This window comes from Amycolatopsis sp. NPDC058986, from assembly GCF_042741125.1.
In the GTDB taxonomy this organism is placed as follows: domain Bacteria; phylum Actinomycetota; class Actinomycetes; order Mycobacteriales; family Pseudonocardiaceae; genus Amycolatopsis.
On sequence record NZ_JBHYJW010000096.1, the window covers coordinates 1 to 24,172 of the forward strand.

The 24,172-nt window shown below is 71.2% G+C and carries 26 protein-coding genes; 15 read left to right on the forward strand and 11 right to left on the reverse strand.

Annotated elements, in window-relative coordinates; translation table 11 throughout:
- Positions 1-58: 58 nt before the first annotated feature.
- Complete coding sequence (locus tag ACFW0G_RS43120) at positions 59-1,189, reverse strand: type VII secretion protein EccE (protein ID WP_378331355.1); 1,131 nt, start codon at positions 1,187-1,189, stop codon at positions 59-61.
- Between the two features lie 158 nt (positions 1,190-1,347).
- Between ACFW0G_RS43120 and eccB the strand changes: the two genes are divergently transcribed.
- Genes eccB through ACFW0G_RS43135 form a run of 3 tightly spaced genes read left to right on the forward strand, consistent with a single transcriptional unit; the run spans position 1,348 to position 4,134 of the window.
- Positions 1,348-2,769 carry a type VII secretion protein EccB gene (eccB, locus tag ACFW0G_RS43125; RefSeq protein WP_378331381.1) on the forward strand — a complete coding sequence of 474 codons (1,422 nt, stop codon included), beginning with the start codon at positions 1,348-1,350 and terminating at the stop codon, positions 2,767-2,769.
- A gap of 13 nt (positions 2,770-2,782) precedes the next feature.
- Complete coding sequence (locus ACFW0G_RS43130) at positions 2,783-3,490, forward strand: response regulator (RefSeq protein WP_378331356.1); 708 nt, start codon at positions 2,783-2,785, stop codon at positions 3,488-3,490.
- Positions 3,491-3,495: 5 nt separating this feature from the next.
- Complete coding sequence (locus tag ACFW0G_RS43135; RefSeq protein ID WP_378331357.1) at positions 3,496-4,134, forward strand: response regulator; 639 nt, start codon at positions 3,496-3,498, stop codon at positions 4,132-4,134.
- 72 nt (positions 4,135-4,206) lie between these two features.
- Here the strand turns inward: ACFW0G_RS43135 and ACFW0G_RS43140 are convergent, their stop codons facing one another.
- Complete coding sequence (locus ACFW0G_RS43140; protein ID WP_378331358.1) at positions 4,207-5,001, reverse strand: carbon-nitrogen hydrolase family protein; 795 nt, start codon at positions 4,999-5,001, stop codon at positions 4,207-4,209.
- Between the two features lie 85 nt (positions 5,002-5,086).
- Between ACFW0G_RS43140 and hisD the strand changes: the two genes are divergently transcribed.
- From hisD to ACFW0G_RS43165, 5 genes are read left to right on the forward strand one after another with little or no spacing between them, the layout of a single operon-like run.
- Positions 5,087-6,409 (forward strand): histidinol dehydrogenase, encoded by a 1,323-nt coding sequence (hisD, locus tag ACFW0G_RS43145; RefSeq protein ID WP_378331359.1) that lies wholly within the window; start codon positions 5,087-5,089, stop codon positions 6,407-6,409.
- On the forward strand, positions 6,406-7,506 hold the full coding sequence (locus ACFW0G_RS43150) for a histidinol-phosphate transaminase (RefSeq protein ID WP_378331361.1): 1,101 nt from the start codon (positions 6,406-6,408) through the stop codon (positions 7,504-7,506). The genes hisD and ACFW0G_RS43150 overlap by 4 nt, the downstream gene beginning before the upstream one ends.
- Positions 7,503-8,102: an imidazoleglycerol-phosphate dehydratase HisB gene (hisB, locus tag ACFW0G_RS43155; RefSeq protein ID WP_378331362.1), complete on the forward strand. Its 600-nt coding sequence runs from the start codon at positions 7,503-7,505 to the stop codon at positions 8,100-8,102. Before ACFW0G_RS43150 ends, hisB begins: the two co-directional genes overlap by 4 nt.
- On the forward strand, positions 8,099-8,257 hold the full coding sequence (locus ACFW0G_RS43160; protein WP_378331363.1) for a hypothetical protein: 159 nt from the start codon (positions 8,099-8,101) through the stop codon (positions 8,255-8,257). The genes hisB and ACFW0G_RS43160 overlap by 4 nt, the downstream gene beginning before the upstream one ends.
- Before the next feature lie 4 nt (positions 8,258-8,261).
- Complete coding sequence (locus ACFW0G_RS43165; protein WP_378331364.1) at positions 8,262-9,611, forward strand: cryptochrome/photolyase family protein; 1,350 nt, start codon at positions 8,262-8,264, stop codon at positions 9,609-9,611.
- A 6-nt stretch (positions 9,612-9,617) separates the two neighbouring features.
- On the opposite strand, the gene ACFW0G_RS43170 is transcribed toward ACFW0G_RS43165, so the two are convergent.
- Together ACFW0G_RS43170 and ACFW0G_RS43175 are read right to left on the reverse strand one after the other, a co-directional pair.
- Positions 9,618-10,322 (reverse strand): hypothetical protein, encoded by a 705-nt coding sequence (locus tag ACFW0G_RS43170; protein WP_378331365.1) that lies wholly within the window; start codon positions 10,320-10,322, stop codon positions 9,618-9,620.
- 32 nt (positions 10,323-10,354) lie between these two features.
- Positions 10,355-12,556 (reverse strand): MMPL family transporter, encoded by a 2,202-nt coding sequence (locus ACFW0G_RS43175; protein WP_378331366.1) that lies wholly within the window; start codon positions 12,554-12,556, stop codon positions 10,355-10,357.
- Positions 12,557-12,749: 193 nt separating this feature from the next.
- On the opposite strand from ACFW0G_RS43175, the gene ACFW0G_RS43180 reads away from it, so the two are divergent.
- The gene (locus tag ACFW0G_RS43180; protein WP_378331367.1) at positions 12,750-13,313 is read left to right on the forward strand and encodes a TetR/AcrR family transcriptional regulator; all 564 of its coding nucleotides are present in this window, start codon (positions 12,750-12,752) and stop codon (positions 13,311-13,313) included.
- Between the two features lie 143 nt (positions 13,314-13,456).
- Here ACFW0G_RS43180 and ACFW0G_RS43185 read toward each other — a convergent pair whose 3' ends face one another.
- The 3 genes from ACFW0G_RS43185 to soxR form a co-directional block, all read right to left on the reverse strand.
- Positions 13,457-14,869: a S1C family serine protease gene (locus ACFW0G_RS43185; protein WP_378331368.1), complete on the reverse strand. Its 1,413-nt coding sequence runs from the start codon at positions 14,867-14,869 to the stop codon at positions 13,457-13,459.
- 80 nt (positions 14,870-14,949) lie between these two features.
- The gene (locus tag ACFW0G_RS43190; RefSeq protein ID WP_378331369.1) at positions 14,950-15,504 is read right to left on the reverse strand and encodes an RNA 2'-phosphotransferase; all 555 of its coding nucleotides are present in this window, start codon (positions 15,502-15,504) and stop codon (positions 14,950-14,952) included.
- A gap of 45 nt (positions 15,505-15,549) precedes the next feature.
- Positions 15,550-16,011 carry a redox-sensitive transcriptional activator SoxR gene (gene soxR, locus ACFW0G_RS43195; RefSeq protein WP_378331370.1) on the reverse strand — a complete coding sequence of 154 codons (462 nt, stop codon included), beginning with the start codon at positions 16,009-16,011 and terminating at the stop codon, positions 15,550-15,552.
- Between the two features lie 53 nt (positions 16,012-16,064).
- Here soxR and ACFW0G_RS43200 point away from each other — a divergent pair, with 53 nt between their 5' ends.
- Genes ACFW0G_RS43200 through ACFW0G_RS43210 form a run of 3 tightly spaced genes read left to right on the forward strand, consistent with a single transcriptional unit; the run spans position 16,065 to position 18,192 of the window.
- The gene (locus tag ACFW0G_RS43200) at positions 16,065-16,775 is read left to right on the forward strand and encodes a transketolase (RefSeq protein WP_378331371.1); all 711 of its coding nucleotides are present in this window, start codon (positions 16,065-16,067) and stop codon (positions 16,773-16,775) included.
- A gap of 3 nt (positions 16,776-16,778) precedes the next feature.
- Complete coding sequence (locus ACFW0G_RS43205) at positions 16,779-17,675, forward strand: transketolase family protein (protein WP_378331372.1); 897 nt, start codon at positions 16,779-16,781, stop codon at positions 17,673-17,675.
- A 55-nt stretch (positions 17,676-17,730) separates the two neighbouring features.
- Positions 17,731-18,192 (forward strand): GNAT family N-acetyltransferase, encoded by a 462-nt coding sequence (locus ACFW0G_RS43210; protein ID WP_378331373.1) that lies wholly within the window; start codon positions 17,731-17,733, stop codon positions 18,190-18,192.
- Between the two features lie 12 nt (positions 18,193-18,204).
- Here the strand turns inward: ACFW0G_RS43210 and ACFW0G_RS43215 are convergent, their stop codons facing one another.
- The 3 genes from ACFW0G_RS43215 to ACFW0G_RS43225 are packed head-to-tail and all read right to left on the reverse strand — an operon-like array spanning position 18,205 to position 20,377.
- Complete coding sequence (locus ACFW0G_RS43215) at positions 18,205-18,930, reverse strand: NIPSNAP family protein (protein WP_378331374.1); 726 nt, start codon at positions 18,928-18,930, stop codon at positions 18,205-18,207.
- A 37-nt stretch (positions 18,931-18,967) separates the two neighbouring features.
- Positions 18,968-20,140, reverse strand: coding sequence for an acyl-CoA dehydrogenase family protein (locus ACFW0G_RS43220; protein WP_378331375.1), 1,173 nt, complete (start codon positions 20,138-20,140; stop codon positions 18,968-18,970).
- Positions 20,141-20,188: 48 nt separating this feature from the next.
- Positions 20,189-20,377, reverse strand: a complete 189-nt coding sequence (locus ACFW0G_RS43225; protein WP_378331376.1) for a hypothetical protein — start codon at positions 20,375-20,377, stop codon at positions 20,189-20,191.
- A gap of 139 nt (positions 20,378-20,516) precedes the next feature.
- On the opposite strand from ACFW0G_RS43225, the gene hisH reads away from it, so the two are divergent.
- Both hisH and priA read left to right on the forward strand, forming a co-directional pair.
- Complete coding sequence (gene hisH, locus ACFW0G_RS43230) at positions 20,517-21,146, forward strand: imidazole glycerol phosphate synthase subunit HisH (protein WP_378331377.1); 630 nt, start codon at positions 20,517-20,519, stop codon at positions 21,144-21,146.
- 52 nt (positions 21,147-21,198) lie between these two features.
- Complete coding sequence (gene priA, locus ACFW0G_RS43235; RefSeq protein WP_378331378.1) at positions 21,199-21,936, forward strand: bifunctional 1-(5-phosphoribosyl)-5-((5-phosphoribosylamino)methylideneamino)imidazole-4-carboxamide isomerase/phosphoribosylanthranilate isomerase PriA; 738 nt, start codon at positions 21,199-21,201, stop codon at positions 21,934-21,936.
- 8 nt (positions 21,937-21,944) lie between these two features.
- On the opposite strand, the gene ACFW0G_RS43240 is transcribed toward priA, so the two are convergent.
- On the reverse strand, positions 21,945-22,340 hold the full coding sequence (locus ACFW0G_RS43240) for a PPOX class F420-dependent oxidoreductase (RefSeq protein WP_378331379.1): 396 nt from the start codon (positions 22,338-22,340) through the stop codon (positions 21,945-21,947).
- A gap of 146 nt (positions 22,341-22,486) precedes the next feature.
- Between ACFW0G_RS43240 and ACFW0G_RS43245 the strand changes: the two genes are divergently transcribed.
- A complete protein-coding gene (locus tag ACFW0G_RS43245) occupies positions 22,487-24,043 on the forward strand; it encodes a family 20 glycosylhydrolase (protein WP_378331380.1) in 1,557 nt (518 codons plus the stop codon).
- Positions 24,044-24,172: the final 129 nt, after the last annotated feature.

Here is a 24,172-nt window from a genome sequence, read left to right on the forward strand (position 1 = left end):
GTACGGGCGTCAGACGCCCGTACGGTGGCCTTAACGGCATTCCGTCCACTGTGGAGAGTCAGTGTTCCAGCGCCAGGGGCAGGGTGCGGCGGACGGCGGAGGCGTGCCGCCCGTGCAGCGGGACCGCCGACACCCCGGTCGGCGAAGGCACCGAAGCACCGGGACGGGCACCGACACGGATCGTGACGTCGGCGCGTTCCTTGCCGCTCGGCGTCCGCCGCAGCGTGTACGACGTCGCGGTGAACGCCGCCTTCGACGCCGAGAAATCCAGTATCCGCGCCAAATCCCGCTCCGAACGCGGCGAGAAGCAGGCCTGTGTCGACTCGCCCCACTTCCACGAACTCCAGCCGTCCGGCAGCGACGCCTCTTCGCGAGGGCTCTCCTCCGGGACACCCAGCGCGACACGCAGTTCCTTCGCCAGCTCCCCGGCTTCGAGCACCGTGCTGACGTACCCGGCTTCGGCCAGCGCGCCCATCAACCCCAGCGCCGCACATGCCGTACTGCGCAACGCACCCAGCTCGCCGCCGCCGCGCGCCAGTGCCGCGATCGGCGCCTCCTCGGGCCGGTATCGCACGGTCAGCCAGCGCACCCGGAAAACCTGTCCGCCCGCCTCGCGCGGCACCGCCCAGGTCAGCAACTGCGCGCTGGACAGCGGGATCGCGGGGTCACGGAAGCGCTCCCGCAGGACCTCCACGAGCGTGTCCGGCGACGGCTCGCCGGGCCCCGGCGTGAGCCGCACGATCGCGCTCCAGCCGTCGTCGATCTCCGCCACGCCGAAGCGGTTCCCGGCCCGGTCGACGTGTTGGCGCACTCGCACCGGACCGGCGACGAGGTGCAGCGGGTCGGGGCTGTCGTGGCGGTCGTCGTGCCGCCGCAGCCGGTAGCCGAGCCAGGTGAGCGCCCAGCCCGCGGCGTGCTTGCCCGCGAACCGCGCCGACGTCGAGAGCACCAGCGCCGCCGCGACCGCCGCGATCGTGATCCGCGCCGGCTGGGCGGCACCGGGGATCGCGAAGGCGACGAGCACCGCGATCCCGGCGATCTCCCACACGGCGGCCCGCAGCGGGCGGATCGGCAGCAGCCACGGCAGCGGCGCGGCTCCAGCGGTCCCGGGGCGAGGCGGCGGGCGATGCGCTCCCGAAGCCGCGGGCGCCGCTTCGGTGGGTTCAGCAGCTGCGGTGTTGGCGGACACGGCGTCGCCTCCCTTACCCCGGACCGGTGAGGCGACGCTAGCGCTTTCCGCGCACGCGCATGGGCGTAAAAATTACCCTCGCCGTCCGGACGCGTCCGCTCTTAGCATCGGCGCCTCGGCATGGGGCGGATCGAGGACGACCGGGGGTCTTGGGAAGCGTGTGGACGCAGCGGGACCAGATCCAGGCGTATCAGTTCCTGCGCCGCAGGCTGGTGTCCGCGCTCGTCGCCGCCGACGCCAACCACCCGATGTCGCCGAGCCGCCGCCTCGTGCTGGGCACGATCCTCGGGCTCGCCGCGGCACTGCTGATCACCGCGGTGTACGGCGTGATCGGCCTGCTCAACCCGTCCGGTGGCAAGGACTGGCTCGCCGGCGGGAAGGTGATCGTCGAGGAGGGCACCGGCGCGCGGTACGTCCTCGGCCAGGACGGCGCCCTGCACCCGGTCCTCAACTACGCCTCCGCGCGGCTGCTGGCGGGCGGCAACGGGGACGCCACCGTTTCGGTGCCGTCGAAGAAACTCGGGACGGCCGCGCGCGGCACGCAGATCGGCATCCCGGGCGCCCCCGACTCGCTGCCCGCGGCGGCCGCGCTGGTCACGACGCCGTGGATCAGCTGCAGCCGGACCACCACCGACGCGCCCGCGTCCGCCGAGCCACTCACCGCGGTCGTGCTCGGCACGTCCGGTTCGGGCGTCGAGCTGCCTCGCGATCAGGGGATCATCGTCCGGATCCCGGCGGGCGAGCAGTACCTGATCACCGGGGGACGGCGGTTCAAGCTCAGCCCCGAGGCCGCCACCGCGCTGCAGTTCGACAGCTACCCGACGATCGCGGTCTCGGCGCGGTGGATCGACACCGTCCCCGCCGGACGCGACCTCGGCGCGATCCCGATCGCCGACGCCGGCGCGTCCGGCCCGCGGGTCGGCGGCGCCCCGACGCGCGTCGGCGAAGTCCTCGCCGTCGTCGACACCATGGCCTCGGCGGCGGACGCCACGTCGTACTACCTCGTCCGCCGCGAGGGCCTCGAACCGATCGGCCAGACCCAGGCGAGCCTGGTGGTCACCACCCCGGAGAACGCGCGCGCCTATCCCGGACGTCCGGCGCCCGTCCCGATGAAGGCCGCCGACGTCGCCGCGGTGCGGAAGGCGGGCGAACCCCGCGCGGGCGGCGCCGACCCCGCAGGGTACCCGGACCGCATTCCGGGGAAGGCGGCGATCAGCGGCACCTCGGTGACCCTGTGCGCGCAGGACGGTCGCGTCCTGGTCTCCGGCGACGTCCCGCTGCCGCATGGCGCGCGGGCGATCGCCGTGCCCGCCCGTGCCGACGCGCGCGTGGCGGATCAGGTTTTCGTGCCGCCTTCGGGCGGCGCGGTGGTCACCGAGGCCGGTTCGGGAACGGTCTACGTGGTCACCGACATGGGACAGAAGTATCCGGTGGCGGACGCCAAGGCGTTGGCTTCGCTCGGCTACGGTTCCGTAGCCCGCCAACCGGTCTCCAGTGGTTTGCTGGCACTGATGCCGACGGGCCCCGCGCTGGACCCGGCCGCGGCCGGGCAGGCGGTGCCCTCGGGTGGAACGGGGTGAGCGAGTCGTGCAGATGACGGACGAACGACCGGGCGAGACGACACCGGATACCGGCGGGACCACGGGGATCCGGGTCGCGGTGATCGAGGACCATCCGCTGTACCGGCGGTCGGTGGAGCGGGTGCTCGCCGAAGCCGAGGGCATCGAACTGGGCGCCGTGGTGGACTCGGTCGCCCGCTTCCACGTGCACCGGCAGCCGCCGGGCAGCGTGGTCCTGCTCGACCTCGGGCTGCCCGGCGTCGCGGGCGCCGCGGCGGTGCTCGAGGTGTGCGAACTCGGGCACCACGTGCTCGTCGTGTCGGCGCAGGCGGAGTCCGAACAGGTGCTCGGCGCGATCGCGGCCGGGGCCAAGGGGTTCCTGTCCAAGGATGTCGACGTCGACGAGCTGCTGATCGCGATCAGGACGGTCGCCGAGGGCGGCGCGTACGTCTCCGCCGTGGTGGCCGGGATGATCATCAAGGACAACACCGACCGCCCGGCGGCAGGCCCCGACACGGAACTCTCCCCGCGCGAGGAGCAGGTCCTGCGACTGGTCGCGGCGGGCGAGCGGGACGTCGACATCGCGACGATCCTCCGCATCGGCGTGCGGACCGTCCGCGGGTATCTCGACCGCGTGCGCGACAAGACCGGGTACCGCAGGCGGCCCGATCTGGTGAAGGAGGCGATCCGGCGCGGGCTCGTCGGACCGTCCGGCACGCCGCGGCGTCCGGGCGGGCGGTGACCGGCGTGCCTTCGGCGGGCGACCGCATCCAGGTCGCGGTGATCGAGGACCACCCCCTCTACCGCGACGCCGTCGCGCGAGTGCTCACCGAGGCGCCCGACATCGAACTCGGCGCGGTCGCCGATTCGGTGGCGCGGTTCGCGGTTCAGCAGCAGCCGCCGGGCAGCGTCGTCGTGCTCGACCTCAAGCTGCGCGGCGTCGCGGACGCGGCGGCCGTGCTGGAGGTGGGACACATGGGGCACAAGGTGCTCGTGGTGTCCGCGCACGCGGAACAACCCGAGGTGCTCGGCGCGATGCAGGCGGGCGCGAAGGGCTTCCTGTCCAAGGACGTCGACGGCGACGAGCTGCTGCGCGCGATCCGCACCATTGCCGAGGACAACGCCTACGTGTCGCCGACGCTCGCCGGAATGATCATCCAGGACAGCGACGACCGGCACGCCGGGCCGAAGATCGTCTTGTCGGAGCGGGAAAAACAGGTGCTGCGGCTGGTCGCGGCGGGGGAGCGGGACGTCGACGTCGCCGAGATCCTCAACATCAGCGTTCGCACCGTCCGGTCCTATTTGGACAGAATAAGGGACAAGACCGGCGAACGCCGGCGCGCCGGTTTCGTCCGCGTCGCCATCCGCGAAGGCCTCCTCCGCTAGCCCCTCCGGAGATCTCGCGTGATCAGCTGGAGATCTCATGTGATCAGCCGGAGATCTCGCGTGATCGAGTGGTCAGAGGCGTCGGTTGGCCAGTGCGCCGGTGGCGGTGCGGGCCTTCGCCGCGATCGCCGGGTCGAGGTCGACGACCATCGTCTCCGGGCCGGCGCCGAGCTGGGTGTGGACGCGGCCGAAACCGTCCGACACCGTCGAGTAGCCAATGCCGGTGGGAGCCTTCGGGTTCACTTCGAGACCGCTCGCGGCCGGGTCGGCCTGCCCGCAGCCGAGCACCCAGCAGCCCGAGTCCAGCGCGCGGGCCCGCACCAGGACCTCCCACTGGTCCCGTTTGCCTTCGCCCGCGCCCCAGGACGTCGGCACGACGACGATGTCCGCGCCGTCGTCGGCGAGCGCGCGGAACAGTTCGGGAAAACGGATGTCGTAGCAGGTGGCGACGCCGAGCACGGTGCCGTCGACGTCGAAGGTGACCGGTTTGGTGCCGGCGGCGACGGTGTCGGACTCGGCGAAGCCGAACGCGTCGTACAGGTGGATCTTGTGGTAGCCGAGATGATGCCCGCCGCCGGTGACGAGCACGGTGTTGCGGACGCGCCCGTCCTCGGCCGGGGTGAACATCCCGGCGGCGACGACCACGTCGTGCTCGGCCGCCAGCTCCGCGACGGCGGTCGCCCACGGCCCGTCCAGCGGCTCGGCGATCGGGCCCAGCGGCCGCCCGAACCGGGCCATCGTCGCTTCCGGGAACACGACGACCTGGGCGTTTCCCGCCTTCGCGCCTTCGACCCCGGCGCGAACGAGTTTCAGGTTCGCCCCCGGATCGTCGCCCGAGCTGAGCTGGCACAACCCGATACGCGGCACGGCGCCTCCTCCGTCACAAGGGCTCGCGGGTCACCACCGAGTATCCCTGCCCGGCGCCTCGCGGCCACCTCGTACCCTTGAGTCCATGTTGAACCGCACCGACCTGCGCGGGCAGGTCCCGACCGCCGCCGAACTGCGCGCCACGCTGCCTCGCGCCGAATACGACGTGGACGCGGCGCTGCATCACGTGCGCCCGGTGGTCGAGGCCGTCCGTGACCGCGGGGTCGAGGCCGTGCTCGAATACACCGAGCGGTTCGACAAGGTCCGCCCGTCCGCTGTGCGGGTCCCGGCCGCCGAGCTGGCCAAGGCCCTCGACGAGCTGGACCCGGCCGTGCGCGCCGCGCTGGAGGAGTCCATCACCCGTGCCCGCAAGGTGCACGCCGAGCAGCGCCGCCAGGACGTCACCACCACGGTGGTCGAGGGCGGCACGGTCACCGAGCGCTGGGTCCCCGTCGAGCGCGTCGGCCTGTACGCGCCGGGCGGGCTCGCCGTGTACCCCTCGACGGTCGTGATGAACGTCGTCCCGGCGCAGCTCGCGGGCGTCGGCTCGCTCGTGCTGTGCTCGCCGCCGCAGGCCGCGTTCGGCGGGCTGCCGCACCCGACCATCCTCGCCGCGGCCCGGCTGCTGGGCGTCGACGAGGTGTGGGCGGTCGGCGGGGCGCAGGCCGTCGCGCTGCTGGCCTACGGCGGCACCGACACCGACGGTGCCGAGCTGGCGCCGGTGGACATCGTGACCGGCCCGGGCAACATCTACCTCACCGCCGCGAAGCGGCTGCTGCGCGGCATCATCGGCATCGACTCGGAGGCCGGGCCGACCGAGATCGCCATCCTCGCCGACGAGACCGCCGACCCGGTGCACGTCGCGGCCGACCTGATCAGCCAGGCCGAGCACGATCCCCTCGCGGCGAGCGTGCTCGTCACGACGTCGGAGGAACTGGCCGACGCCGTCGAGAAGGAGCTCGCCGGCCGCGTGGCGGCGACCAAACACACCGAGCGGGTCGCCGAAGCGCTGGGCGGCAGGCAGTCCGGCGTCATCCTGGTGTCCACTGTGGACGACGGGCTGCGCGTGGTCGACGCCTACGCCGCCGAGCACCTGGAGATCCAGACCGCGAACGCGCGCGAGGACGCCGCGCGGGTCCGCAACGCGGGCGCGATCTTCGTCGGCGCGTACGCCCCGGTGTCGCTGGGCGACTACTGCGCCGGGTCGAACCACGTGCTGCCCACCGGCGGGTTCGCCCGCCACTCCTCGGGTCTGTCGGTGCAGAGCTTCCTCAAGGGCATCCACGTCGTCGACTACTCCGAGCAGGCGCTGCGCGAGATCGCCCCGCGGGTGGTCGCGCTGGCGAACGCCGAGGACCTGCCCGCGCACGGCGAAGCCGTCACGGCGCGGTTCGGGGGTGAAGCGTGAGCATCGGCGAGGAGATCACCCTGGACCAGCTGCCGCTGCGCGAGGATCTGCGCGGCAAGTCGCCATACGGCGCGCCGCAGCTGGACGTCCCGGTTCGGCTCAACACCAACGAAAACCCGTATCCGCCGCCGCCCGAGCTGGTCGCGGACGTGGCCGAGGCAGTCCGCGCGGAGGCCGCCGAACTGCACCGCTATCCCGACCGCGACGCGGTGGCCCTGCGCCAGGATCTGGCCGACTACCTGAGCGTGTCGACGCGGGTAGTGCTGTCGGAGGCGAACGTCTGGGCCGCCAACGGCTCCAACGAGGTGCTGCAGCAGATCCTGCAGGCGTTCGGTGGTCCCGGGCGCAGCGCGCTGGGCTTCGAGCCGTCGTACTCGATGCACCCGATCATCGCGTCCGGCACGCGCACCGAGTGGGTTCCGGCGCCGCGCCGCGCCGACTTCACGCTCGACACCGCGAAGGCCGCCGAGGTGATCCGCGAACGGCGTCCGGACCTGGTGTTCGTCACCAGCCCGAACAACCCGACCGGCGGCTCGATCCCGCTGGAAGAGCTGCGCGCGGTGCTCGACGCGGCCACCGGGATCGTGGTGGTCGACGAGGCGTACGCGGAGTTTTCGTCGCAGGCCAGCGCGGTGCACCTGCTGGCCGACTACCCGGGCCGGCTCATCGTGTCGCGCACGATGAGCAAGGCCTTCGCCTTCGCGGGCGGGCGGCTCGGCTATCTGGCCGCCGCTCCCGCGGTGGTCGACGCGCTGCAGCTGGTGCGCCTGCCGTACCACCTCTCGCGGCTGACCCAGGCGGCCGCGCGCGCCGCGCTGCGCCACGCGGACGCGACGCTGAGCACCGTCCACAAGCTGGCCGCCGAACGCGATCGCGTCGTGGAAGCCTTGGCGGGCCTGGGTTTCGATCCGGTGCCGAGCGACTCGAACTTCGTCCTCTTCGGACGGTTCGCCGACCCGCACGCGGCCTGGCAGTCCTATCTGGACAAAGGAGTGCTGATCCGCGACCCCGGTATCGAGGGGCACCTGCGCGTGAGCATCGGCACCCCGGAGGAGAACGACGCCTTCCTCGAGGCGAGTAAGGAAGTTTCCCGGTGACCCGCATCGGCAAGGTCGAGCGCACCACCAAGGAGTCCTCGATCCTCGTCCAGCTGGACCTCGACGGCACGGGCGAGGTCGAGATCTCGACCGGCGTGCCGTTCTACGACCACATGCTGACCGCGCTGGGCGCGCACAGCAGCATGGACCTCAAGGTCGAGGCGACCGGCGACGTGCACATCGACGCCCACCACACGGTCGAGGACACCGCGATCGTGCTCGGCCAGGCGCTGCGCCAGGCACTCGGCGACAAGAGCGGCATCCGGCGTTTCGGCGACGCGTGGATCCCGATGGACGAAACCCTCGCGCACGCGGCGGTCGACGTCTCCGGCCGCCCGTACTGCGTGCACGTCGGCGAGCCCGAGCAGTTCAACACCTTCACGATCGGCGGCAATTACCCGTTCGTGCTGACCCGCCACGTGTTCGACTCGCTGGCGTTCCATGCGCAGATCGCCCTGCACGTCCGCGTGATCCACGGGCGCGACCCGCACCACATCGCCGAGGCGCAGTACAAGGCCGTCGCCCGCGCCCTGCGTGCCGCGACCGAGCCGGATCCGCGCGCCGGTGGCATCCCGTCCACGAAGGGTGTCCTGTGAGCAAGGAAATCGTCGCGGTTCTGCTGCTCGCGCTGGGCGGCTTCCTGATCGGCGGGGTCTACTCGACGTGGAAGACCGCGAGGTTCATGGCCGGGGTCCTCGGCGTCGCCGCGCTGCTCGCGATCGGCGGAGCGGTGGCCTGGCTGGCAAGCTAGGGGAATGGCACAAGCACCGGTCGTCCTGTGGTTCCGCCGTGACCTGCGGCTGGGAGACCATGCCGCGCTGCTGACGGCGGCGGAACACAGCGACCGGGTGCTCGCGCTGTACGTGCTCGACAAGGCGCTTATCCGGCCGTCCGGGGCACCGCGCATGGCGTTCCTGCTCGGCTGCTTGCGAGCGCTGGACGAGCAACTCGGCGGCAGGCTCATGGTCGTCGAGGGCGATCCCGCCGTCGAGGTCGTCAAGGCGGCTCGGGCGATCGGCGCGAGCGCGGTGCACGTCAGCGCGGACACCGCGCCGTACGGCCGCCGCCGGGACACCGAAGTCACGAAAGCGTTGGCGGAACAGGGAATCGATTGGGTCGAGACCGGCTCGCCCTACGCCGTGACACCAGGCCGGGTGTCCAAACCGGACGGTGACCCGTATCGCGTGTTCACCCCCTTCCGTCGCGCGTGGGGCCGCCATGGCTGGCCGCGCCCAGCGGACACCGGACCGTCCCTTGTGGACTGGATCAAGCCCGGCAGGTCGACGTCGCTGCCGAAGACGCCGTCGCTGGGGGAGATGACGCTGCCCGAACCGGGTGAGGAGGCCGCGCTCCGGCTCTGGGAGGAGTTCCTCGCCGGCGGTGTCGAGACCTACCACGAGGACCGCGATCGCCCGGATCTTCCCGGTACGACCCGGCTTTCGCCGTATCTGCGCTGGGGCTGCGTCCATCCGCGGACGCTGCTGGCCGATCTCGCCGGAGACGACCGGCAAGGCGCGGCGTCACTGAGGTCTGAGCTGTGCTGGCGCGAGTTCCACGCCGACGTCCTGTGGCACCGGCCGGAGACCGCCCGGTGGAACTACGACCGGCGTTTCGACGCGATGCCTTGTGACACCGGGAATGCGGCGTTCGAGCAGTGGTGCGAGGGGCGGACCGGGTACCCGATCGTCGACGCCGGGATGCGCCAGCTGCTCGCCGAAGGCTGGATGCACAACCGCGTCCGCATGGTCGTGGCGAGCTTCCTGGTCAAGGACCTGCATTTGCCGTGGCGCTGGGGCGCGCGGCACTTCATGCGCCACCTGGTCGACGGCGACCTCGCCTCGAACCAGCTCAACTGGCAGTGGGTCGCCGGATGCGGAACCGACGCGGCGCCGTACTTCCGGATCTTCAACCCGATCACACAGGGGGAGAAGTTCGACCCGTCCGGTGACTACGTCCGCCGGTACGTTCCGGAACTGCGGGACGTACCGGGCAAGGCCGTGCACAAGCTCCGCGACCGCCCCGAGGACTACCCGGAGCCGATGGTCGACCACGCGGTCGAGCGGCAAGTGGCGCTCGACCGCTACGGCGCCGTCACCGGCCGCTGAGCCGCGTCAGTCCATTTCGGACCGCAGCAGCGACTGCGGAGCGGTAGCCGGGATCGGCGCCGTGGCCGGTTCTTCGGCGAGACCGAGTGCCCGCAGGATGTTCGCCGGGGACTTCAGCAGTTCGGGCTGGTGGTCGAGCGCGAGCTGCTGGGCAGCGGTCAGCTGGTGCACCATCAGCTCGCCCTCGGCCTTGACGATCAGCAGGGCACCGACCCGGACCACGGCGTTGGTGAACGGCTGGAGCGAACTCAGGACGGGAGCCAGGTTCTGCATCATCGTCGCGGTCACCGTCGCGTCGGTGCTGTGCACCAGCCGCGACTCCAGCGCGTGCACGCCGAGCATCCTGGCTTCGGCTCCCAGCGGTGAGGCGGCCGCGTCCCGGAACAGGGCGCGCAGCCGCCGGAACCATGATCCGATGACCGGCTCGTCCCGTTCCACGACCTCGCCGCCCGCCGAGCGGACGAACGCCTCGACCGCGTCCTGCACTCGCTCGGTGTCCCTGTTTTCGTCCAGGTAGATCGAGACGGGCATCGTGCGGGTGCGCGGCACGTGGTCCGCGTCGCCGATCACCAGGGGCGCCGTGATGACGTCGTTCCCGAAGATCTCGTCGTCGGCCGCCACCAGGTAAGAGGGCCTGTGGTGCTCCTCGTCGCCGGAGAGGGGCGCGCCGCCGCTCATGCCCTGCGGCGGTATCGGGTCGTCGTGGTCCACGGATCAAGTCTGCGCCATGGCATGGCGACTTGTCACCGGCCGCCGGCGCCGACCAGTTCGCGTCCGTCGCCGCCTTCGCTGGAGCTGTCGAGCTGCTTCGTGAGCTTCTCGCCCTCGACGTCGACGTTCGGCAGGATCCGGTTCAGCCACTTCGGCAGCCACCACGCACCGCGCCCGAGCAGCGACATCACCGCGGGCACGATCGTCATCCGCACCACGAACGCGTCCACCAGCACCCCGAAGGCCAGCGCGAACCCGATCGACTGGATCAGCGAGGACTCCGCGAGCACGAACCCGGCGAACACGCTGATCATGATCAGCGCCGCGGCGACCACCACGCGCGAGCCGTGCCGGAACCCGGTGACCATCGCCTCCTGGGGATCCGCGCCGTGCACGTGTTCCTCCCGCATCCGCGTCACCAGGAACACCTGGTAGTCCATCGCGAGTCCGAAAAGGACACCGATGAGCAGGATCGGCAGCATGCTCATGATCGGCCCGGTCGTCTGCACGCCGAGCAGATCGGCGAGCCAGCCCCACTGGAACACCGCGACGACGGCGCCGAACGTCGCGACGACCGAGCCGAGGAAGCCCAGCGTCGCCTTGAGCGGCACGACGACCGAGCGGAACACCAGCATCAGCAGGATGAACGCGAGCCCGACGATCAGCGCGAGGTAGGGCAGCATCGCGTCGGACAGCTTCGCCGAGACGTCGATGTTCGCGGCCGTCTGGCCGGTCACCATGAGGCTCGCCCCGGTGCGGTCGTGCAGGGTCGCGCCCCGGTCGCGGATCGAGGAGACCAGGTCCTCGGTCTGGGTGCTGCCGGGGCCGCTCTTCGGGATCACCGTCAGCAGCGTGATGCCGGTGACGGGGTTCGTGTGGGGCGGGGTGGTGGCGGCGACGTCGGGCAGCTTGAGGTCCGCGACGGCCTGGTTGACCGCCTGACCCGGATCGCGGCTGGCGCTGGTGTCCACCACGACCAGCAGCGGCCCGTTGGCGCCCTCGCCGAAGCTGCGGCTCACCAGGTCATACGCCTTGCGCTGGGTGGAATCCGGCGCGGCGGTGCTGTCGTTGGGCAGGCCGAGCTGCATCGACGCCGCGGGCAGCGCGACCACGGCCAGGCCCGCGAGGGCGAGGACCAGGACCGGGACGCGATACCGGGCGACGAACCGGGCCCAGCGCTCGCCGTGCGTCTGCGCGGACGGCGCGCGGCGCAGCCGGATCCGGCCACCCTGCACGCGGCGTCCGGCGAAGCCGAGCACGGCGGGCAGCAGCGTCAGTGCGATGAGGACCGCGATCGCGACGGTGATCGCCGCCGCGATGCCCATCTCGCCGAGGAACGGGATGCCGACCACGGTCAGCCCTGCCAGCGCGATGATCACCGTCAGCCCGGCGAACACCACCGCGGACCCGGCCGTTCCGGCGGCGCGTCCGGCGGCTTCCTCCGGCTCTCTGCCCTCGCTCAGTTCGTGCCGGTAGCGCGACACGATGAATAGCGCGTAGTCGATGCCGACGGCGAGCCCGATCATCAGCGCGAGCACCGGGGTGTTGGAGTTCAGTTCGAGGAAACCCGAGGCGAGCATGATACCCGCCATGCCGATCCCGACGCCGATGAGCGCGGTCAGCAGCGGGATCCCGGCCGCGACCAGCGAGCCGAAGGTGATGATCAGGACGACGGCGGCGATCGCGACCCCGATGCCTTCGGTCGCGTCGGTCGCGGGGATGCCCTGCACGGCGTCGCCGCCGAACTCGACCTGGAACCCGGCCTGCCGTGCCGGCCCTGCCGAGTCGAGCAGGGCCTGGCGTTCGGCGTCGGTGAGTTCGAAGCCCTTGACCGCGTAGCTGACCTGCACCAGGGCGACGTCGTGGTGCTGCGGGGCGATCGATCCCATCTGGTACGGGTCGGCGACCGCCGCGACCTTCGGTGCGGTCTTGAGCTTCGCGACGACGGCTTCGACGGCGGCCTTGCCCGCGTCGTCGACGACCGTGTGGCCCTCCGGCGCGGCGATGACCACGCGCGCGGTGCCGCCACCCGCCGCGGCCTGCGGGAACCGCTCGGCCAGCTGATCGGCCGCGCGCTGCGATTCGGTGCCGGGGATGGTCACCGAGTTCGACAGGCTGCCGGACAGCGTCAGGGCGCCGACACCGAGCGCGACCAGCACCAATGCCCAGACGGCGGAGACGAGGACACGTCGCCGGAACGACAGCCTGCCGAGCCGGTAGAGGAAGGTCGCCACGGGCCGAACTCCATTCCAGTCGCGCTTGTCATTCGAGGTGGCAGTCACCCGAAGTGGTGACTTCGACGCTAGCCGAACGGCTAGGAGTCGACAAGCCGATCGGCAAGTGTGTGACTAGCCGCACGGCTAGTGCGCGGTTTGCCGATCGGCAAGTGCTGGAATAAGGTCAGCCGGTTCGAGGAGGAGGGCGAAGATGACCGCAGGCCCGGCCGGGGACACCCGGGCGCGATTGCTGCAGACGGCGCTGAAGCTGTTCACCGAACACGGTGTCGAGGGCACTTCGCTGCAGATGATCGCGGACGCGCTCGGCGTCACGAAGGCGGCGGTGTATTACCACTTCAAGGCGAAGGACGAGATCACCGAGGCGGTCGCGGAGCCCGCGCTGAAGGAGTTCAACCGCATCGTCACCGAGGCGGCGCGGCTCCGGCGCCGCGGCGCGCAGATCGACTACCTGCTCGACGGGTTCGTCGACCTCGTCGTCCGGCACCGCGCGCTCGTCGCGTTGTTCTCCAGCGACCCCGGCATCGCCCGCGCCGTCGAGAAATCCTTCTTCGGCGGGGACGGGGCCAAGGACGCCCTGCTGGCCATCTTCGCCGGTCCGGAACCGGACCTCGCCGCACACGTCACCGCGGTGGTCACGCTGGCCGGGATAGCGATGGCGGGCGGCGCCCCCGATCTGGCCGGGGTCGACGACGAAACGCTGCGCGCGGCCCTGCTCGACGTCGGCCGCCGCCTGCACCGCCGCCCTCGCCGCTGATCCGGCCCTCCCGGTACATGAGCCGACCCTCCAGGTACGCGAACTGACCCTCCGCGTACGGCAGTCACCGGGATCGGAACGGTTACTCACGTACGCAGCGGGTCGGCTCGTGTACCCAGGGGGTCGGTTCGCGTACTCAGGGGTCAGTTGCCGCCGAAGCCGGGGAAGCCGTTGCCGAACGGGTTCTGCTGCTGCGGGGAGATCGTGGTCTGTTTCGTGTCGGTCGCGCTGCCGAGCGTGACGTTCATGGTCTGCTCGGAGCCGTCGGCGTGCTTCACGGTCACCGGGACCTGCTGGCCCGGCGTGTGCTTGAGCACCTCGGCCTGAAGATCCGCGTACGAGTTGAGCGGGGTGTTGTCGAGCTTCGTGACGGTGTCACCCTGCTTGATACCCGCGGCAGCGGCGGCGCCGCCCTGCTGGACGTCGGCGATCGGCGCGCCGCTCACCGACTGGCGCTGCGAGCCGAGGGTGCCGGTGACGCCGAGGACCGGTTTGGTGGCCTTGCCGGTCTGCATCAGCTCGTTCGCGATGCGCTTGGCGGTGTCGATGGGAATCGAGAAGCCGAGCCCGAAGGACTGCAGTCCGCCCTGGGACTTCTGCCCGGTGTCCACGGCGGAGTTCACGCCGACGACCTGGCCGTCCATGTTCACCAGCGGGCCGCCCGAGTTGCCGGGGTTGATCGGCGCGTCGGTCTGCAGTCCGTTGTAGACGATCACCTGCCCGCCGTTCTCGTCGCTCGCGGTCACCGTGCGGGACAGCGCGCTGACGATCCCGGACGTCACGGTGTTGGACAGCTGCTCGGGACTGCCGATGGCGGCGACCGGCTGGCCGACCTTCAGCGTGCTCGACTGGCCGAGTGTCGCCGGGGTGAGCCCGCTCGCGCCGTCCAGCTTGATCACCGCGAGGTCGTAGGAGGGCGCGGTGCCCTTGACCTTCGCGGGCAGCTTCTTGCCGTCCGGGGTGCTGACCTGGATCTGGCCGCCGGAGCCGGCGCCGGACACGACGTGGTTGTTGGTCAGCACGTAGCCGTCCTGGGTCAGGATGATCCCGGTGCCGGTCGCGGTGCCCTGCCCCGTCGCGACCTTGATGTCCACTGTGGACTTCATGGCGACTTCCGCGGCGTACTCGACCGAACCCGGCTTCGAGCTGACGTTCGCCGCCGACGGGCCCTGCGAGGTGAGCAACGGCGGGGTGGGGTCGGAGAACAAGGCGTTGCCGCCCAGTGCGACGCCGCCGCCGATCAGCCCGGCGATGACCGCCGTCGCGACGATGGGCATCGACACCTTGCGCTTCGCCTTCGGCTGCGTGGGTGCCGGTGCGCCGAGCGGGACCGTGTACGGCGAGGGGCCCATGCCCTGCGGGGGAGTGCCCTGCTCGTGCGGCGGCTGGGCCGGCGGCACGGTCTGCTGCCACCACGCGTGCCCCTGCGCGGCTTGCCCCTGCGGGGTCTGCTGCTGCTGCGGGGCCGGCGGCGTCTGCGGTGTCTCCGGCGACGGCTGCTCGTGCGGCTGCTGCGGCTGGGAGTGCTCGCCCTGGGGTGGCGTGTTTTCGGCCATGGTCCCAAGATCGGGGCAGAACCTGAGAATTCCCGCAGAACCGGCTGAGAAGCGGCGGTGGACTTCCTGAGGAAGTGTTCTCAGGTTGGCTCCGCCTGCTGGAGGAATCCGGGCGGGACGGCGGCGGTGAGCCAGACGCCGTTCGCGCTCACCTGGAACTCGTGACCCGCGGCGGCCATGGCCCGCGCGTCTATCCGCAGCAGTACGGGGGCGCCCCGCCGCGCGCCGACCTTCAGCGCGGTCTCGATGGTGGCCGACAGGTGCACCGCGTGCCGGTTCATCGGGCGCAGGCCCTCGGCGAGGATCGCGGGAAGGAAGCGGGCCACGGTGCCGTGGTAGAGCGCGTCGGGCGGTTCGGCGGTGGGCAGCGCCAGATCGACCTCGACGCTGTGGCCCTGGCTGGCCCGGATCCGCGTGCCGGTTTCGTCGAAGGCGAAGCGGCGCTTGTCATTGGTACGGACGACCTCGTCGAGTTCGGCCCGGCTGAGCCGGAAACCGTGCGCGGCCAGCGCGGTGAGCAGGGTTTCGACCGGTACCCAGCCACCGGGGTCCAGGGTGAGGCCGACGCGTGCGGGCTCGTGCCGGAGATGACGCGCGAGCTTCTTCGAGACCCGGATCTTGCGTTGTTCGTTCATGCTGTGCCTAGTGACGCACAGGACGCCGGTGCCGGGCAACCGGATTCAGATGCCGCCCTCGGTCGCGGGACGCAGTTTGCTGGAGCCGGGGCCGAACCGGGCGAGCTGGTCGTCGGCGTTGTAGAGCCCGCAGCTGCGCAGGGAAAGGCAGCCGCAGCCGACGCAGCCGGTGAGCCGGTCCCGCAGCCGCTGCAGCGCGTCGATCCGCGCGTCGAGCTCGTGCTGCCATTCCCGGGAAAGCCGGGCCCAGTCCGCTTTGGTCGGCGCGTGATCGGTGGGCAGCGTGGCCAGCGCCGCGCTGATGTCCTCCAGGCTCAGCCCGACCCGTTGCGCGGCGCGGATGAACGCGATCCGCCGCAGCACCGAACGCGCGTAGCGGCGCTGGTTGCCCGCGGACCGCTCGGAACTGATCAGCCCCTTCTCCTCGTAGAACCGCAATGCGGTGTGCGGAACGCCGCTGCGTTCGGCCACCTGCCCGATGCTCAGATGTTCGGCTAACCTCGTCACGAGGTCAGGCTATCCTTGACTTCGAGTTTAGTCGAGGTTGCATCGTGGCTGACATGACCACCGCGACACTGCCGGGATACGCCGATCTGCCGAGGCTGATCGCGCTGATGACCGGAGACGACAAACATCACGCCGCCGCCGAGTCCACAGTGGACGTACTGTGGGTGCTCTACGACCGTGTTCTCGACATCACCCCGGAGAACTTCCGCGAGCCGGGCCGCGATCGGTTCCTGCTGTCCAAGGGACACGGGCCGATGGCGTACTACGCCGTGCTCTCCACGAAGGGCTTCCTCGACGAGGACGAACTCGCCGACTGGTCCTCGGCCCGGTCCCGCCTGGGGCACCACCCCGACCGCCGCCGCGCGCCAGGGGTGGAGATCTCCAGCGGATCGCTCGGGCACGGGCTCCCCATCGCCGTCGGCACCGTGCTCGGCCTGCGGATCCGCCGGTTCGGCCTGGCGAAGGTGGTGACGCTGGTGGGGGACGCCGAACTCGACGAGGGCTCGAACCACGAGGCCATCGCGCTCGCCGGGCGCCTCGGGCTCGAGCAGCTGACCACCGTCGTCGTCGACAACTCCTCGGCCACCCACGGCTGGCCGGGCGGCATCGCGCGGCGCTTCGAGGTCGAAGGCTGGGAAACCCGCACGGTTTCCGGCCGGGACCACGACGCGCTGTACGAGGCCTTCACCGCTCCGCATCCGGACCGGCCGCTCGCCGTGGTCGCGACCGTCGAACAGAAAACGACCGGAGAACCGAAAGGCTGACCGATGCCCACCATGCGCGATACCTTCGTGACCACCACGGAGGACATCCTCGAAACCGATCCGGACGTCGCGGTCGTGCTCGCCGACATCACCGCAGCCCAGCTGGGCTCGGCGGCCCGGCGGTACCCCGGCCGCGTGCTGAACGTCGGCATCCGCGAGCAACTGCTGGTGAGCGCGGGCGCCGGGCTCGCGCTCGCCGGTGTCCGGCCGATCGTGCACACGTTCTCGCCGTTCCTGGTGGAACGCGCCTTCGAACAGATCAAGCTCGACCTCGGGCACCAGGACGTCGGTGCCGTGCTCGTGTCCTACGGCGGGTCCTACGACATGGCCTCCGAAGGCCGCACGCACCAGGCGCCCGGCGACGTCGCGCTGATCGACTCGCTGCCCGGCTGGACCGTGCACGTACCGGGGCATCCCGACGAGGCCCGGCGGCTGCTGCTGGAATCCGTGCCGGGCGACTGCCGGGTGTACCTCCGGCTTTCCGCGCAGGAGAATGCCGAACCCCATCTCGGCGTGGGATTCCAGACGCTGCGCCGGGGAACACGCGGGGTCGTCCTCGCTGTCGGCCCGATGCTCGACCGCGTCCTCGCGGCCACCGAAGGCCTCGATCTCACGGTGCTCTACACGTCCACCGTGCGCCCCTTCGACGCGGAGGGACTGCGCGAGGCCGTGAAAGCCACCGGCGTCGCCGACGTCGTCCTCGTCGAGCCGTACCTCGCCGGGACGTCCACGCACCAGGTCGCCGACGCGCTTTCCGCGACACCGCACCGGATCCTGGCGCTGGGTGTACTGCGGGACACGGAGGTCCGGATCTACGGCGAGGTGGCCGACCACGACCTCGCGCACGGCCTCGACGCGGACTCGATCGCCTTGTCCGTCAAGGAATTCCTGGCTCGGTAGCGGATACGGCGAAACTCGGCTGCGCCGGGGCCGCCGTTCTGCCACCGTTCGTGCCGTGCCTCCGTACGAACCCACCCTCCGGCGCGCGACCGGATCCGACGCCCGTGCCGCGGCCGACGTCTGGCTCCGTTCGTTCGCCGCGGCGCTGCCGACGGTCCGCCGTCCGCACCCCGACGACGAGGTCCATACCTACTTCCGCGACGTCGTCGTCCCGCTGCGGGAGACCTGGGTCGCGGTCGTGGCCGGACGCGTGATCGGACTGCTGGTGCTCGACGAAAACCTGCTCAGCCAGCTGTACCTGGAACCAGGGTGGCGAGGCCGAGGGATCGGCGACCGGTTCGTCGCGCTGGCGAAGGAACGCCGTCCCTCCGGGCTGGAGCTGTGGACGTTCCAGGTCAACGGCCCGGCCCTGCGGTTCTACGAACGGCACGGGTTCTTCGCCGCCGAGCTGACCGATGGCAGCGGCAACGAGGAACACGAGCCGGACATCCGGTACGTCTGGCGGCCGGGGACCTGAAACCCCGGCAACTCAGCGCAGCAGGGAGCGCGGAGTCGGCGCGAGCACGAGGCGCTGGAAGGGCCGCGAAAGCCGCGTATTCAGTTGTGGCAGAACCTCCTTTCCCCAAGCGGGCAAGGACTCCAACATCGTGTCGAACCTGCCGACGGCGCCCTCGCCCGCGAACCGGGTGAACCACACGAACACCGTCTCGCCCTCCCGTACGGGAAGCCGGGGAAAGGTGTTTTCCGCGGGCTCGGTCTCGAAACACGCCAGCGGCGGAGCACCCGCCTCGGCCAGCACCGGGCGCACCGTTTCGGCGAAGAACTCGGTGAACCCGGGCCCCACGGGATGGCAGATCGTGACTGCCAGCCGCGACGACGGGACATCGTCCGCATCCACCGGTGGCCGTGGCTCGGCGGGGGCCGGGAAACCGGGACCCGCCGGGCGCAGCAGCAGGACGTCCGACGAGTCGGTCATCGTGGCGTTCGCGGCCTCGCGATGGCGCGCCCACACCAGGCCGGTGTAGAACGCCTCCAGCGCGGACCGCCGCGACTCCATATCGCGGAAACCCCTGAGCCACAAGAACTTCCCGGGCTCCGCCGGTTCGGTGAACTGGCCGTACAGCCGCGCGCCCACGGCCTCCTGCGACTCGACGAATTCGCGTTCGAAGAGCGCGACGAGGTCGTCCCGGCGGCCGGGCACGGTGGTGTACCGGCGCAGCTCCAGGACCGTCTGGAAGGCGAGGAAATCGTCCATGCCCGCGACGCTAGCGGCGGGCACCGACAATTCCGGGTCAGCGGAAGGCGGCGATCCCGGTCACGGCCTGCCCCAGCGAAAGCGCGTGCATCTCCTCGGTGCCCTCGTAGGTGAGCACGGTCTCGAGGTTCGCCATGTGCCGCATCACCGGGTACTCCAGGGAAATCCCGTTCGCGCCCAGCATCGAGCGCGCGGTGCGGGCGACTTCCAGCGCGGACCGGACGTTGGCCATTTTCCCGAAGCTGACGTGGTTGTGGTGCAAGGTCCCGGCGTCCTTGAGACGGCCGATCTGCGCCGCCACCAGTCCCGCCCGGTTGACCTCGACGAGCAGGTCGGCGAGCTTGCGCTGGGTCAGCTGGAATCCCGCCAGTGGTTTGCCGAACTGTTCGCGCGAGAGCGTGTACTCCAACGCGGCTTCGTAGCACGCGCGCGCCGCGCCGACGACGCCGTAGAGGATGCCGTAGCGCGCTTCGTTGAGGCACGACAGCGGGCCACGCAGCCCCCGGACCTCCGGGAACGCCGCGGAATCCGGCAGCCGCACACCGTCGAGCACGAGTTCGGCGGTCAGCGATGCCCGCAGCGAGAGCTTGTGCTTGACCTCGTTCGCGGTGAAGCCGGGCGTGTCCGTCGGGACGACGAAGCCGCGGATTCCTTCCTCGGTCTGCGCCCACACGACCGCGACGTCGGCCACCGTGCCGTTGGTGATCCACATCTTCGTGCCGGTGAGCACCCAGTCCGCGCCGTCGCGCACCGCGCGGGTGCGCATGCTGCCCGGATCGCTCCCGGCGTCCGGCTCGGTGAGCCCGAAACAGCCGAGCGCCTCGCCCGACGCCATTCGCGGCAGCCATTCGGCGCGGTGGTCTTCGCTGCCCCAGTGGTGGATCGCGTACATCGCGAGCGAACCCTGCACCGAGACGAAGCTGCGCAGCCCGGAGTCGACGGCTTCCAGTTCGCGGCAGGCGATGCCGTAGGCGACGGCGCTGGTGCCCGCGCAGCCGTAGCCCTCCAGGTGCATGCCGAGCAGGCCGAGTTCGCCGAAGCCCTTCGCCAGCTCGGCGGCGGGCAGCGCGCCCGTTTCGTACCAGTTCGCGATCTCGCCGAGCAGCTGGTCACGGGCGTAGGCGCGGACCGCGTCCCGGATGGCGCGCTCTTCCCCGGTGAGTCCCGCGTCGAGGTCGAGGAAGTCGTGCGGGTCCGGACTGGCGGCCATCGGTGCTCCTGGGGTGCGCGGGGGTGCGATCCTCGCAGGAAACCACAGTCAGGCCGCGGGCCCCCGCGTGGCGTTCGTCACTCGTCGTTCTCGAAAACGGGGGCCGCGCCGCGCGTCCATCTCCGCCCTGGTCTGCTGCGGCGGGATCAGCAGCTCGGTGAACTGCGGGAACGGGACGCTCTCGATGTCGTCGCGCCAGGCCTGGAACAACTGGTCCAGCAAGTCGGTTTCGGACATCGCCTCTCCCGGCGGCTCAGGGGGCGCGGGGTCCAGGCGCCACACACGAATGGGTGAATACCCGCTTCGCGTGGCCTTCAAACGCCGTCCGCGAACATCCTTTTCCGCCCGCCGCGGACTCCCCGTCTACGCTGGGCCCGTGCCTTCTGTCGTGATTCTGGACTACGGTTCCGGCAACCTCCGTTCCGCCGAACGCGCCGTGCGGCGCGCGGGCGCCGACGTCGAGGTCACCGCGGACCCGCATGCCGCGGTCGAGGCCGACGGCCTGGTGGTGCCGGGGGTCGGTGCCTTCTCCGCGTGCATGAAGGGCCTCCTGGAGGTGGCCGGGCACCGGATCATCGGCAAGCGCCTCGCCGGCGGCCGCCCGGTGCTGGGCATCTGCGTCGGCATGCAGATCCTGTTCGCCCGCGGCGTGGAGCACGGCGAGGAGGCCGAGGGCACCGGCGAATGGCCGGGCACGGTCGAGCGGCTGCACGCGGACGTCCTGCCGCACATGGGCTGGAACACCGTCCGCGCGCCGGCGGACTCGAAGCTGTTCGCCGGGCTCGACCCGGACGAGCGGTTCTACTTCGTTCACTCCTACGGGGTGCGGGAGTGGGAACTGGATTCCGGGCTCCCCGGCCAGCAGCCGAAGGTCACCTGGGCGCACCACGGCGAGGACTTCGTGGCCGCGGTCGAGAACGGGCCGCTGTGGGCCACCCAGTTCCACCCGGAGAAGTCCGGCGACGCCGGGGCCCACCTGCTGCGGAACTGGCTCGGGACGCTCTAGCGAGCACCGGCCCCGGGACGCGTGCCGCACGCCACGGCTCTAGAGTGACCGCGTGACTTTCACGCTGCTTCCCGCTGTTGATGTGGCCGATGGCCAGGCCGTGCGACTCGTCCAGGGCGAGGCCGGTACCGAGACCTCCTACGGCAGCCCGCTGGAGGCCGCGCTGGCCTGGCAGCGCGACGGTGCCGAGTGGATCCATCTGGTCGACCTCGACGCCGCGTTCGGCAAGGGCAGCAACCGTGAGCTGCTCGCGGAGGTCGTCGGCAGGCTCGACGTCCAGGTCGAGCTGTCCGGCGGGATCCGCGACGACGAGTCGATCAAGGCCGCGCTGGCCACCGGCGCCCGGCGCGTCAACCTCGGGACCGCGGCGCTGGAGGACCCCGGCTGGACCACGCGGGTCATCGGCGAGTACGGCGACCGCGTCGCGATCGGGCTCGACGTGCGGATCACCGAGGCCGGGCACCGGCTTTCCGCGCGCGGCTGGACGTCGGACGGCGGCGACCTGTGGGAGGTGCTCGAGCGCCTCGACCGCGACGGCGCCTCGCGCTACGTCGTCACCGACGTCAGCAAGGACGGCACGCTGCGCGGGCCGAACCTCGACCTGCTGCGCGAGGTGACCGCGCGCACCGACGCGCCGGTGATCGCGTCCGGCGGAGTGTCCAGTGTGGACGATCTGCGGGCGCTCGCCGCGCTGTCGCGCGACGGCGTCGAGGGCTCGATCGTGGGCAAGGCGCTGTACGCGGGCGCGTTCACGCTGCCGGAGGCGCTGGCCGCCGTCGCCGAGCTCTGACCCCGGTTTCAGGCGTCCGGCTCGTCGAGTGCGATCGCGATGCCGACCGTGCGGCGCGTCCCGCCGCGCAGGCGGCTGAAGAACATCGTGGCCCGCCCGACGACCCCGTACTTGCGGGCGATCGCCGTGCGGGTCCGGTCGCTGCCCGCGTCGCCGAGCACCCGCGCCTGGCCCGCCACGACCGTGCCGTGGGTGCGCGACCCGCGGACGTCACAGGCCTGCACGGTGACGCGGCCGTTACGCCGGATGCGCTTGACCTTGCCCGCCTCGCGCGCGGACCACAGCACCAGCTCGCCGTCGAGTTCGGCGGCCCAGACCGGTGTCGGCACGGCGTCCCCGGTGCGGCGGAAGGTCGTGACGACCACGTATTTCTCCGCGGCGAGGCGGGCGAGTTCCGATCCCATGTGGACACCGTAGCCGCAGGGCGGGTGCACCTCTTGTGGTCTGCGTGATCGTGCACGATACTGGCCATCTGCTGTCAGTTTCGTTCAGCTTGCGTGGTCGATTCGCGCGCGGAACGGTGGGCCGCGCGCCGGCGTGAGGGCTCGGCATGGGCGATGCGGTTCGGTTCGCGCGGGGCGCGTTGTGGCGCGCCAAGGTCGCGAGGAGGGGCGCGCTCGTCGCGGTCCTCACCACCGTCGGCGCCATGGTGAGCCCCGTGACGGCGTTCGCGGAGCAGGCGCCGGTCACGGTCCCCGCGATCCGGCAGTGGACGGCCGGGACGGGGAGCTACACCTTCGCCCCGGGCTCGCGGGTGGTGGCCGTGCCGTCGCTGGCCGGCGTGGCGGCGACGTTCGCGGCCGATCTTCGTTCCCTCACCGGGATTCCCGTCGAAGCCGTGACCGGTGGCGAGGTGCGGACCGGCGATCTGGAACTACTCCACGGCGACGTCCCGGCGCCGCCCGAGGGGTACCGGCTGACCGTCGGCAGGGCTGTGCGGATCGAGGCCGCCTCCGGGGACGGCGTGTTCGCCGGGACCCGGACGGTGCTGCAGTGGCTGCGCCGGCGTCACACCCTGCCCGCGGGCACGGCGGCGGACTGGCCGGAGTACCCCGAACGCGGGCTGATGGTCGACACGGGCCGCCGGTATCTCTCGCTGCCGTGGCTGCGTGCGCGGATCCGCACGATGGCGTACTTCAAGCTGAACCACCTGCATCTCCATCTGTCCGATGTGGAGGGTTTCCGGCTGGAAAGCACGTCACATCCGGAGATCGTCTCGCCGCAGCACTACACGAAGGCCGAGATCACCGGCCTGATCGCCTACGCCGCGCGGTATCACGTGCAGGTGGTGCCGGAGATCGACATGCCGGGGCACATGACCGCGATCCTCGCCGCGCATCCCGGCCTCCGGCTGTCCACACCGGACGGGAAGACGCGGGACGGGTTCATCGACCTCGGCCGGCCCGCGTCCTACGACCTGATGCGGGATCTGCTCACCGAGTACCTGCCGCTGTTTCCCAGCCGTTACTGGCATATCGGTGCCGACGAGTACGTCACCGACTACGACGCCTACCCCCAGCTGGCCGCATACGCGCGGGCACACTACGGCCCGGACGCCACCGGCAAGGACGCCTACCACGGCTTCGTCAACTGGGCCGACGATCTCGTGCGTGCCGCCGGGAAGACCACGCGCATGTGGAACGACGGGCTCAAACCGGGTGGGGCGACTGTCACCGTCCACCCGGACGTCGTGGTCGAGCACTGGTCCGCGAGTGGCGCCTTCGGGCTCCCGTGGACGGGACCCGCGTTCACCGCGCGGCAGCTGGCCGACGCCGGACATCGCGTGGCGAACGCCGCGTTCACCCCGACCTACTTCACCACGGGTGGCGCCGGATCGCTGTTCAACGCCGGCCCCGCGGCGATGTACGACCGGTGGGCCCCGGACAAGTTCGTCGACGGCGCAACGCTTTCCGGGCCCGCGAACCTGGGGGCGAAGGTCCACCTGTGGTGCGACGACCCGAAGGCCTACACCGAGGAGCAACTCGGCGAGATCCTGCACGACCGGCTCGCCGTGCTCGCCCAGCAGACCTGGGGATCGGCGAAACCCGCCGCGCTCTACTTGTTGTTCCTGCCGCGGATCGCCGCCGTCGGCACCGCGCCGGAGTGACTTCTTCACGACGATGATGGGCCCGTCGCCGTGGCCCGTCGCCGTGGCCCGTCGCGAACGCTCCGTTCGGGACGGTGAACGTCCCGGACGGAGCGTTCGCGTCAGAGGGACCGTGGCAGATCCCCGGAG

Bases quoted from the DNA above. Each gene is read 5' to 3' on its own strand.
- ACFW0G_RS43225 (WP_378331376.1), bottom strand. From the start codon at position 20,377: ATGTCCGAAACCGACTTGCTGGACCAGTTGTTCCAGGCCTGGCGCGAC.
- ACFW0G_RS43245 (WP_378331380.1), top strand. From the start codon at position 22,487: ATGGGCGATGCGGTTCGGTTCGCGCGGGGCGCGTTGTGGCGCGCCAAG.
- ACFW0G_RS43240 (WP_378331379.1), bottom strand. From the start codon at position 22,340: ATGGGATCGGAACTCGCCCGCCTCGCCGCGGAGAAATACGTGGTCGTC.
- ACFW0G_RS43185 (WP_378331368.1), bottom strand. From the start codon at position 14,869: ATGGCCGAAAACACGCCACCCCAGGGCGAGCACTCCCAGCCGCAGCAG.
- ACFW0G_RS43205 (WP_378331372.1), top strand. From the start codon at position 16,779: ATGCCCACCATGCGCGATACCTTCGTGACCACCACGGAGGACATCCTC.
- ACFW0G_RS43220 (WP_378331375.1), bottom strand. From the start codon at position 20,140: ATGGCCGCCAGTCCGGACCCGCACGACTTCCTCGACCTCGACGCGGGA.
- ACFW0G_RS43165 (WP_378331364.1), top strand. From the start codon at position 8,262: ATGGCACAAGCACCGGTCGTCCTGTGGTTCCGCCGTGACCTGCGGCTG.
- ACFW0G_RS43200 (WP_378331371.1), top strand. From the start codon at position 16,065: ATGACCACCGCGACACTGCCGGGATACGCCGATCTGCCGAGGCTGATC.
- ACFW0G_RS43130 (WP_378331356.1), top strand. From the start codon at position 2,783: ATGACGGACGAACGACCGGGCGAGACGACACCGGATACCGGCGGGACC.
- ACFW0G_RS43180 (WP_378331367.1), top strand. From the start codon at position 12,750: ATGACCGCAGGCCCGGCCGGGGACACCCGGGCGCGATTGCTGCAGACG.
- ACFW0G_RS43215 (WP_378331374.1), bottom strand. From the start codon at position 18,930: ATGGACGATTTCCTCGCCTTCCAGACGGTCCTGGAGCTGCGCCGGTAC.
- ACFW0G_RS43190 (WP_378331369.1), bottom strand. From the start codon at position 15,504: ATGAACGAACAACGCAAGATCCGGGTCTCGAAGAAGCTCGCGCGTCAT.
- hisD (WP_378331359.1), top strand. From the start codon at position 5,087: ATGTTGAACCGCACCGACCTGCGCGGGCAGGTCCCGACCGCCGCCGAA.